The organism is Roseibium sp. RKSG952, assembly GCF_009711355.1.
In genome coordinates this window covers 188420-197860 of record NZ_SMMF01000963.1, presented here as the reverse complement: position 1 = coordinate 197860, position 9441 = coordinate 188420, and the positions used below count along the sequence as shown (strand labels likewise).

The 9441-nt window shown below is 56.1% G+C and carries 12 protein-coding genes; 8 read left to right on the top strand and 4 right to left on the bottom strand.

From position 1 onward, the window contains the following. From rplI to rpsF, 3 genes are all read right to left on the bottom strand, one after another. On the bottom strand, positions 1-614 hold a 614-nt coding region (gene rplI, locus E1297_RS47120; protein WP_155151875.1), incomplete at its 3' end, for a 50S ribosomal protein L9. Positions 615-626: 12 nt separating this feature from the next. Next, the gene (gene rpsR / locus E1297_RS47115) at positions 627-854 is read right to left on the bottom strand and encodes a 30S ribosomal protein S18 (RefSeq protein WP_005982441.1); all 228 of its coding nucleotides are present in this window, start codon (positions 852-854) and stop codon (positions 627-629) included. Between the two features lie 27 nt (positions 855-881). After that, the gene (gene rpsF / locus E1297_RS47110; protein WP_155151103.1) at positions 882-1235 is read right to left on the bottom strand and encodes a 30S ribosomal protein S6; all 354 of its coding nucleotides are present in this window, start codon (positions 1233-1235) and stop codon (positions 882-884) included. 279 nt (positions 1236-1514) lie between these two features. Between rpsF and E1297_RS47105 the strand changes: the two genes are divergently transcribed. Further along, positions 1515-2024, top strand: coding sequence for a hypothetical protein (locus E1297_RS47105; RefSeq protein ID WP_209016419.1), 510 nt, complete (start codon positions 1515-1517; stop codon positions 2022-2024). 126 nt (positions 2025-2150) lie between these two features. Further along, positions 2151-2723, top strand: coding sequence for a YceI family protein (locus E1297_RS47100; protein WP_155151097.1), 573 nt, complete (start codon positions 2151-2153; stop codon positions 2721-2723). A gap of 69 nt (positions 2724-2792) precedes the next feature. On the opposite strand, the gene E1297_RS47095 is transcribed toward E1297_RS47100, so the two are convergent. After that, a complete protein-coding gene (locus tag E1297_RS47095; RefSeq protein ID WP_155151095.1) occupies positions 2793-4019 on the bottom strand; it encodes a cytochrome b/b6 domain-containing protein in 1227 nt (408 codons plus the stop codon). 161 nt (positions 4020-4180) lie between these two features. Between E1297_RS47095 and fabD the strand changes: the two genes are divergently transcribed. The 6 genes from fabD to fabF all read left to right on the top strand — a co-directional run bounded on the left by fabD (position 4181) and on the right by fabF (position 9354). Next, the gene (fabD, locus tag E1297_RS47090) at positions 4181-5119 is read left to right on the top strand and encodes an ACP S-malonyltransferase (protein WP_155151093.1); all 939 of its coding nucleotides are present in this window, start codon (positions 4181-4183) and stop codon (positions 5117-5119) included. 43 nt (positions 5120-5162) lie between these two features. Next, complete coding sequence (fabG, locus tag E1297_RS47085) at positions 5163-5900, top strand: 3-oxoacyl-[acyl-carrier-protein] reductase (RefSeq protein WP_155151089.1); 738 nt, start codon at positions 5163-5165, stop codon at positions 5898-5900. A gap of 210 nt (positions 5901-6110) precedes the next feature. Further along, on the top strand, positions 6111-6344 hold the full coding sequence (locus E1297_RS47080; protein ID WP_005982462.1) for an acyl carrier protein: 234 nt from the start codon (positions 6111-6113) through the stop codon (positions 6342-6344). Positions 6345-6499: 155 nt separating this feature from the next. Continuing rightward, the gene (locus E1297_RS47075) at positions 6500-7021 is read left to right on the top strand and encodes a GNAT family N-acetyltransferase (RefSeq protein WP_209016418.1); all 522 of its coding nucleotides are present in this window, start codon (positions 6500-6502) and stop codon (positions 7019-7021) included. A 116-nt stretch (positions 7022-7137) separates the two neighbouring features. Continuing rightward, positions 7138-7881 carry a HisA/HisF-related TIM barrel protein gene (locus tag E1297_RS47070; RefSeq protein ID WP_155151084.1) on the top strand — a complete coding sequence of 248 codons (744 nt, stop codon included), beginning with the start codon at positions 7138-7140 and terminating at the stop codon, positions 7879-7881. Between the two features lie 207 nt (positions 7882-8088). Continuing rightward, positions 8089-9354: a beta-ketoacyl-ACP synthase II gene (gene fabF / locus E1297_RS47065; protein WP_155151081.1), complete on the top strand. Its 1266-nt coding sequence runs from the start codon at positions 8089-8091 to the stop codon at positions 9352-9354. The last annotated feature ends 87 nt before the right edge of the window (positions 9355-9441 follow it).

Below are 9441 nucleotides of genomic sequence, written 5' to 3'. Positions count from 1 at the left end.
TTGGCTTCGTCTTCTTCAGCCGGAGCAGCTTCGGGAGTCAGCTCTTCGTCTTCCGAAGCGGCCGAGCCGATGTCGTCGAACAGTTCAGCGATCTCGAATTCAGCAGCGGCTTCTTCTTCGGCTGCCAGTTCCTGGATCGATTTGCCCGATGCCTGCAGTTCGGCTTCTTCTTCCGAACGGGCAACGTTCATTTTGATCTCAACTTCGACTTCGGGGTGCAGCTTAACTGCAACCGAGTGCAGGCCCAGTTCCTTGATCGGTGCGATCAGGATGACCTGTTTCTTGTCGACGGTGAAACCAGCGTCGGTTGCGGCGTCTGCGGCGTCACGCGGGGTGACCGAGCCATACAGGGCGCCGGCGTCCGATGCCGAGCGAATCACGATGAACTGCTGGCCGTCCAGCTTTTCAGCCAGTGCTTCAGCTTCTTTCTTGGTTTCCAGGTTGCGTGCCTCAAGCTGCGCTTTCTGGGCTTCGAACGAGGCGATGTTCGACTCGGACGCGCTCAGCGCTTTGCCTTGGGGCAGCAGGAAGTTGCGGGCGTAGCCGGGCTTGACGTCAACGACGTCGCCCATTTGACCCAGTTTCGCAACGCGTTCCAGAAGGATAACTTGCATGTCAGTCTCTCCTTACTTCACGGCGTAGGGCAGCAGGGCGAGGAAGCGGGCGCGCTTGATAGCACGGGCCAGTTCACGCTGCTTTTTCGCCGAAACGGCGGTGATGCGCGAAGGAACGATCTTGCCACGCTCAGAGATGTAGCGCTGCAGCAGACGAGTGTCTTTGTAGTCGATCTTCGGCGCGTTGTCGCCCGAGAACGGGCAAACCTTGCGGCGGCGGAAAAATGGTTTTGCGGCCATGGTATATGTCCTTTCGTCAGGCGTTGATCAGCGGCGCTCGCGGCGGCCTTCGCGCTCATCGCGCTTCTGCATCTGGACCGAGGGGCCCTCGGCATGCTCGTCGACCTTGATGGTCAGAACGCGCATGACGTCGTCATGCAGGCGCATCAGGCGTTCCATTTCCTGAACGGCGCCGGCGGGGGCGTCGGTCTTCAGGAAGGCATAGTGGCCCTTGCGGTTCTTGTTGATCTTGTAGGCCATCGTCTTGACGCCCCAGTACTCGCTTTCGACGACGTTGCCGCCGTTGTCAGCCAGAACGGTGCCGAAATGTTCGACGAGGCTTTCTGCCTGCGCGTTGGACAGGTCCTGACGCGCGATCATTACATGCTCATACAGTGGCATGTGCACTCCTGTTTCTATCAAGGCGCATTTCAAAGGCGGGGCCATCTGGTCCTTCGCGACCCTGCCACGAGAGGCTGCGCGATTCATGTGTATTGCGAAGGATGGCCCCATATACACGTTTGTACGGCAGGAGCAAGTCCCGCCACATATGCCTTGGTGAAGTCGTCCAATTTCCATTGGGGTGCCCAATTCCTGACGCTTTTCGGCTCAAAGTTGTTTGCAAGCCGGGAGTTACCCGGGTGGTCGGAAAACACAGACAGGGCAAAAGCGATGGCCGTGATGAATACGAACACATTTCAACAAGCGGCGCCGAACTCGGCGTATGATGAATCTGTACCGGTGATGATCACCTTCGCGCCGAACTGGAAAGCGCGACTGATCCTGTTCCGCGTGCTCGGCGCATTCCTTATCGTTTCAGCGTTTTCGATGTGGCTGATGCCCGGTTCGGTGGCCGGTGCAGAGGTTTGGCCGATCAAGCTGGTGGCTTCGATGGTGTTCCTGATTGCAGGGGTAAGCCTGCTGACAATCGAAGTGCTGGATCCGCGCCCTGACGCTTATTTCGATCCGATCCGTCGCGAAGTACGCGTGTTGCAAAAGAACGAAAATGGACGTCCGCAGACGGTTCTGCGCCGCGGCTACGACTCATTGGGTGGCGCACGATTTGCAGATGATGAGGTCGAACTGTTTGATGTTGATGGCAGTGTTCTGATGAAGTTGCCGCTGGAATCGGCGGATGTCAGCCGAGCGTTGAAGGGCCAACTTAGCGGAAGTGTCGCGATTTTCGCTTAAAAACGCGTCTGTTCATTAAGGAACAGAATTTGTGAGAGAATAGAGGTTGTGTGCCGCCCTTGGGCGGCACATTTTCGTTGTTGAGCAACCCAATAGGTTTGCGAACACAAAATTGCGGAGATTGTCATGAAATCCACCCTCCTTGCTGCTGCACTGGCCGTATCAGCGACAACGGCGTTTGCGAGCGCCGAAAAATATGTTCTGGACCCCAGCCATAGCCAGGTCGTCTTCAGCTATAACCACCTCGGGTTTTCGACGACCTATGGCATGTTCTCAGGTTTCGAAGGCGAGATCATGTTCGATCAGGAAGATCCCGCAGCTTCGAGTGTAAGCGTCTCGATGCCTGTCGTTGAGATGATCACCGGCTGGAAGCCGCGCGAAGACCACTTCATGACTGAAGATTTCTTTGGCGTTGCCGAAGGTGACCTGATCACATTCACCTCGACCGGAATTGAGGTCACAGGTGAAGGCACTGCGAACATCACCGGCGATCTTACTATGAACGGCGTAACTAAATCTGTGGTTCTGGATGCAAAACTGAACCAGGTTGCCGAGCATCCGATGGCAAAGAAGCCATGGGCAGGTTTCGACGCGACCACAACGCTTGTACGCAGCGACTTCGATCTGGGTCAGTTTGCACCCTTCGTCAGCGATGAAGTTGAAGTCAGGATTTCGGTCGAAGCTCAGAAAGCTGACTAAAGATCCGGTCGTAAGACAAAAAGAAACCGCCGGTGGCCATCGCTCCGGCGGTTTTTTGTTTGTTCACATTTACTCGGACTCGGTTGCGGTAAGCTCAACCGAAACGGTGACGGCAAAAGCTAGCGAGTCTTCAGCGGGCATGGACTTTCCGACATCGAAATCAAGACGGTTCAGTTCCAATTCCCCTGCCATGGTCGCGGTGTCGTCTTCGATATCCAATGTGAAGGGTAGAACGACATCCAGTGTCTTATCTCTGATCGTCAAGGGGCCGCGGGCCTCGTATCCCTCGTCGGTTTTATAAAGATCGGCCGAGAACTGCGCCGTCGGGAACTGGGCATTGTCGAAGAAATCAGCTCCCATTGCCTGATCGGTAACGGTTCCAAGGCTGAGCGATCCAATTGCAACCGTAACGTCGACTGAACCGGCCAACCCGGGATCATCGGTCTCGTCAAAGATGATTGCAGCGGTCCAATCGGCAAAAGTTCCGGTCACCGGGCTGCCGAGCTGAGTTATTGTGATGGACAAGTTGCCATCCTGTACCTTCCAGTCGGATTGCACTTCGGTCAGTTCTGTCGCGTCAGTTTCGCCGTGCGCGTCATCATCGAAGGTACCGGTCATCCAGCCACCGGACAACACGCCTACCCAGACTATAGCAGCAGCTAAAGCAGGGACCATCGAATGATGCTGATCGGGAGGTTGAGGCGCATCAGAGCGTCCAGGCAGCATGCGGCGCAAAGTGCTGTCCTTGTCCACGACATGGTGTTTCAAAGCGCCCATAATATGAAGAGCCAGTGCCCCGACCAAAGTCCACATGAACAGCCAGTGAAGGTTTGCGGTCAATTCGGCCAGATAAGCCGATTTGGGGACCAAGGGCAGGTTTTGTCCAAAAGGCCAGAGGATCGGAGCAAACCCTTCGGCAGCGGCGTGGTGAACCCAGCCACTGAGCGGGACGAGCACAAGCGATCCGTATAGAAGCCAGTGAACGGTTTCTGCAGCAAAGGCTTCGGGCTTGTTTTCTGCGTTCAAAAGACCGGGCTTTGTTTGCGTCAAGGCCCATAGAATGCGCGCAAGCGCGACGAAAAACACCGTGATCCCAATCGTTTTGTGCAACGAGAAAAGACGGGCCGCGCGTGCGATATCTTCTTCGGTTGACGCAATACTTGGGTCGTAGATTGCATGGGCCATACTTTCAGCGACCCAGCCGAGGGGAAGGGCCGTCAAAATCAGCAGGGCGGTTAGCCAGTGGAAGACTTTGGTCACTCCGCCATAGCTGGATATGGTGTTAGTCAGGGGCATCTGTAGCAGGCTCCGGTTGATTGGCTGCGGACACCCTAATTGGCTGGTGCAAACACACAATAGCGTAGTGCGCACAGAATAAGTGTCAGAATGCAGAGCTTGTGCGGCGGCGTCACTCGGTTTACACCCCGCCGCAACCTAACGTCATCCAAGAGGTCGCAATGACAATCGCGTTCGTTTTCCCCGGGCAAGGTGCCCAGACCATCGGAATGGGCAAGGCGCTGGCTGACGCATATCCCGCCGCGCAAGCCGTGTTTGATGAAGTGGATGAGGCACTGGGTGAAAAGCTCAGCGCGCTGATCTGGGAAGGCGACATCGAAGAGCTGACTCTGACACAGAACGCACAGCCTGCATTGATGGCGACGTCGATGGCGGCGATGCGTGCGCTTGAGGCTGAAGGTGTTTCGATCGGCAAGGCATCTTTCGTAGCCGGTCATTCACTGGGTGAATACTCGGCATTGGCTGCTGCTGGTGCGCTGTCCGTTGCCGATACGGCTCGTCTTCTGCGGACGCGCGGTCAAGCAATGCAGAGCGCCGTGCCGGTGGGTGAGGGCGCGATGGCTGCAATTCTTGGTTTGGATCTGGATGCTGTGCGTGCAGTTGCAGAAGAGGCTGCTCAGGGAGAGGTTTGCCAGGCTGCAAATGACAACGATCCTACACAGGTCGTGGTCTCGGGTGCTAAAGCCGCCGTTGAACGTGCTGCAGAGATTGCCAAGGAAAAAGGCGCAAAGCGTGCGATTATGCTGCCGGTCAGTGCCCCTTTCCACTGCGCTTTGATGCAGCCTGCAGCGGATGTGATGGCCGAGGCGCTGGCTAAGGTTGAGATCAAAGCACCTGCAGTGCCATTGGTTGCCAATGTGCGCGCCGAAGCGGTCACTGACCCGGATCTGATCCGCCAACTGCTGGTCGAGCAGGTCACAGGTTCGGTTCGCTGGCGCGAGAGTGTTCAGTATATGGCTGGTCAGGGTGTGACTGGTGCGTGGGAAATTGGTGCTGGTAAAGCGCTGTCCGGGATGATCCGCAAGATCGAGCGGTCTATTGCATGTCAGGCGGTTGGTACGCCTGAAGATGTTCAAAAAGCCATTCAGGCAGACGCCTGATCATAATTCCTCGTCACTTTCGACGAACCAAGAGGGAAACCGAATGTTTGATTTGACTGGTAAGAATGCTCTGATCACCGGAGCTTCGGGCGGGATTGGCGGTGACATTGCACGCTCACTGCATGCGGCGGGCGCGACCGTTGCGCTTTCTGGAACCCGGGTTGAGCCTTTGCAGGCACTTGCCGATGAACTGGGCGAACGCGCACATGTATTGCCGTGCAACCTGAGCGATCTGGAGGCTGTGGCCGCGCTGCCGAAGCAAGCGGCCGATGCGATGGGTTCGGTAGATATACTGGTGAACAACGCCGGTATTACACGCGACAATATCTTCATGCGGATGTCTGATGACGAATGGCAGAGCGTAATTGACGTGAACCTGACCGCAACAGCAAAGCTGTGTAAGGGCGTGCTGCGCGGCATGATGAAGGCGCGTTGGGGCCGGATTATCAACATCTCATCCGTTGTTGGTGCAACCGGTAACCCTGGTCAGGTAAACTATGCAGCATCCAAAGCTGGTATGGTTGGTATGACCAAATCACTGGCCTATGAGGTCGCAAGTCGTGGAATCACAGCCAACGCAGTGGCGCCTGGCTTCATTACGACTGCAATGACTGCAAAACTGACAGATGACCAGAAAGAGGGCATCCTGGGACAGGTGCCAGCAGGTCGGATGGGCGAACCGTCTGAAATTGCTGCGGCAGTTTTGTACCTTTCAAGCCCCGAAGCAGGATATGTTACCGGAACCACCTTGCATGTGAATGGCGGTATGGCCATGTTGTAGGCGCTGTCGGAGGCAGGTGCGAAAGCGTTTGCCTCTTGCGTAGTCTGTGTTATTAGGCGGCGCATAAATGCAGAGGCCGGTCATTTTGGTCGGCCTTCAACTTTCCCGGTGACCCGGGACGCAAACCGCCCGGTAAGGGCAAACAAAGCCACCCCGAGCGGGCAAGGGCAGAACCGGGCAAAGCGCCCTGAAATGGAATGAGGAATAGACATGAGCGACGTCGCAGATCGCGTTAAAAAGATCGTTGTTGAGCACCTGGGTGTTGAAGAAGACAAAGTGACCGAAAACGCTTCCTTCATCGACGATCTGGGCGCGGACAGCCTGGACACCGTTGAGCTGGTTATGGCCTTCGAAGAAGAGTTCGGCATCGAGATCCCTGATGACGCAGCCGAGACCATTCAGACCTTTGGCGACGCCGTCAAATTCATCAGCGAAGCTTCCTAAGAGTTTCGAAATTGATCAAAAGCGGCGCTTCCGGGCAACGGAAGCGCCGTTTTTTATGCCTGCAAGAAATTCGAGCTTGCGTGGTGAATCTCGGGTTTGCACTGTGAACCAGAGGCAAAACCTGAGCGGGCAAGGGCATGATAAGATCCACCCCGATGATAAATACTGCGCGTCTGACGCTGTGCGCGATGCGGCCAGAGGATTTCAATCGGTTCGCCGAAATCTGGCGTAATCCCTGTGTTGTGCGACATATCGGCGGCAAACCCCGCAGCCGAGGAGAAGCCTGGGATTCCTTTCTGCGAAACGCAGGCCACTGGCAGATGGCCGGATTTGGTCAATGGGGCGTGGTCATGCAGTCGAATCGCGTACTCATTGGGCAAGCTGGATTCTTCTACGGTAATCGATGCCTAGGTGAGGATTTTGATACTTTCCCCGAAGCAGGTTGGGTGCTTGCTCCTGAGGCACAGGGGCAGGGGTTTGGTTACGAGGCTGCGCAGGCTGCGCATGACTGGTTCGACAGGGTCATTCCCGGGCCGCTTGTGGCGTTGGTGGATGCGACCAATACTGCTTCGCAGAACCTTGCCGGGAAACTGGGATATGTGAAACTGCGCGAGTCTGTATACAATGATACGCCGGTTCATTTGTTTCGCCGTGACGGACCGCCTGCACGGATCTGAAACATATCCGGCCGGATGAGTGCCGCAAATAGAACCCGGTTTGCCGATACTGTAAAATGTGCACGCAATTGCCGCTTGTATGTTATTCTGGATTACCAGAGCGTAGGAGCGGGCTCATGATGATTTACCCCACCATGGAATTGCAGAATGGCCGTTGTGTCACATTGGACAAAGGCCGTCTGGACGAAGCGATGATCTGGCATGTCGACCCCGCCGAAACTGCGCGCGGATGGTCTACGGCCGGAGCAGAATGGATGCATCTGACCGACTTCGATGCGATCGAAGGTCGTGATACCAATGCTGAGTTGGTAGAGGAGATTATTCGTACAGCAGAAATGCCGGTACAACTGGCGGGTGGTATGCGCAGCCGTGAACAGGTCGAACATTGGATCGACAAGGGGGCCGGTCGCATCGTCATCGGCACTCTGGCAGCGCGCGATCCGCATCTGGTCAAGGAACTTGCCAAATTCTACCCGGACCAGATCGTTCTCGCGGTAGACGTCTGGCAGGGATATGTCATGACCGAAGGTTGGCGTAGCCAAAGTGCATTCACGCCCGAAGCTTTTATTGATGCGTTCGAGGGTACGCCCTTCGCTGCGATACTTGTCACGGATATCGACAGCGACATGGAAGATGTAGAAGCGCAGCTAGGCTTGATCTCGGGGTTGGCGGCGCATTCTCGTACGCCAGTAATTGCCAGCGGTGTGGTCCGCACTGCTGATGACATTTCCCGGCTGGCTTACATTCACAACATTTCCGGCGCGCTGGTCGGTCGGGCGCTGTTCCGCAAGTCGCTGGATCTGGCCGAGGCTTTGGACGTTGCCAAAGCTGCTCATGAACCGGTGGCACAGTTCCAATAAAGCTGCCGAATTAAACGATGATCCGCTTCTTCTGATTTCTGGAAGGGGCGGATTTCGTTATTTCAATTCGAAATCTCCGGTTCAGAAGCCGGTTCTTACCCGTTTTGGCGGTATGATGCCGGTAGGGAATATGCTGTTGCTCTTGCCCCCGGACCCCGGGCCGGGGTATGAGCGGTTCTCAAACAGGAAGCAGGCAAGAGGCATTTCATGCGCAGAGTCGTTGTAACCGGTCTGGGATTGGTCACTCCTTTGGCCAGCGGGGTCGAGGAAACGTGGTCACGGTTGCTGGACGGAGAGTCGGGCGCGGGCCCAATCACTCAGTTCGATGCTGAAGCAAGTGGTGTAACCACCACCTATGCCTGCGAGGTTCCGCGCGGCGACGGGACAGACGGCACATTCAATCCTGACGACTGGATGCCGCCGAAAGAGCAGCGCAAGATCGAGGACTTCATCCTCTATTCAATCGCAGCTGCCGAAATGGCCTGCAAAGATGCTGACTGGTTGCCCGAGGACGAAGAATCGCGCCTGCGCACAGGTGTGCTTATCGGTTCCGGCATTGGCGGTCTCGGTTCAATTGCCGATACTGCAAACCTGATCCGAGACAAGGGCCCGCGTCGGGTTTCCCCGTTCTTTATTCCGGGTGCGTTAATCAACCTGGCCTCTGGTCAGGTGTCGATCCGTCACGGGTTCAAAGGACCTAACCATTCGGTCGTGACTGCCTGTTCAACAGGTGCTCATGCTATTGGCGACGCAAGCCGGATCATCCGCGCGGGTGATGCAGATGTTATGGTCGCCGGTGGCGGCGAAGGTTGTATCTGCGAAATCGGTATTGCCGGTTTCAACGCGTGCAAAGCGCTGTCCACCAAATATGCCGACGATCCGAAGAAAGCCAGCCGCCCATACGATATTGACCGCGATGGGTTCGTTATGGGCGAAGGTGCCGGTATTGTGGTTCTCGAAGACTATGAACACGCCAAAGCGCGCGGTGCCAAGATTTACGCCGAAGTGCTGGGCTATGGCATGTCGGGCGATGCTTATCACATTACTGCACCGTCTGAGGATGGTGATGGCGCGGAACGTTCGATGAAAGCCGCGCTGCGCAGCGCCGGACTTGAGCCGAATGATCTGGACTACATCAACGCGCATGGTACTTCGACCATGGCCGACACCATTGAACTGGGTGCAGTTGAGCGTCTGTTGGGCGAGCACGCGAGCAAGGCAACCATGACCTCAACGAAATCGGCTACAGGTCACCTGTTGGGAGCAGCGGGTGCAATCGAGGCGATTTTCTCAATCCTTGCTATTCGCGATCAGGTCGCGCCGCCGACGATTAACCTTGACAATCCGGCTGTTGAGACCCCGATTGATCTGGCACCTAACGCCAAGCGCGAGCGGGAAATCAACGTTGCACTGTCGAACTCGTTTGGGTTTGGCGGCACCAACGCCAGCGTGATCTTCGGAAAGGTCAGTTAAATGTGGCGGGCTCTGGCGTCAAACATGCTGACCATCCTGGTGGTCGGCCTGTTTCTGATGGGTGGTTTGATCTTGTGGGGTCAGTCG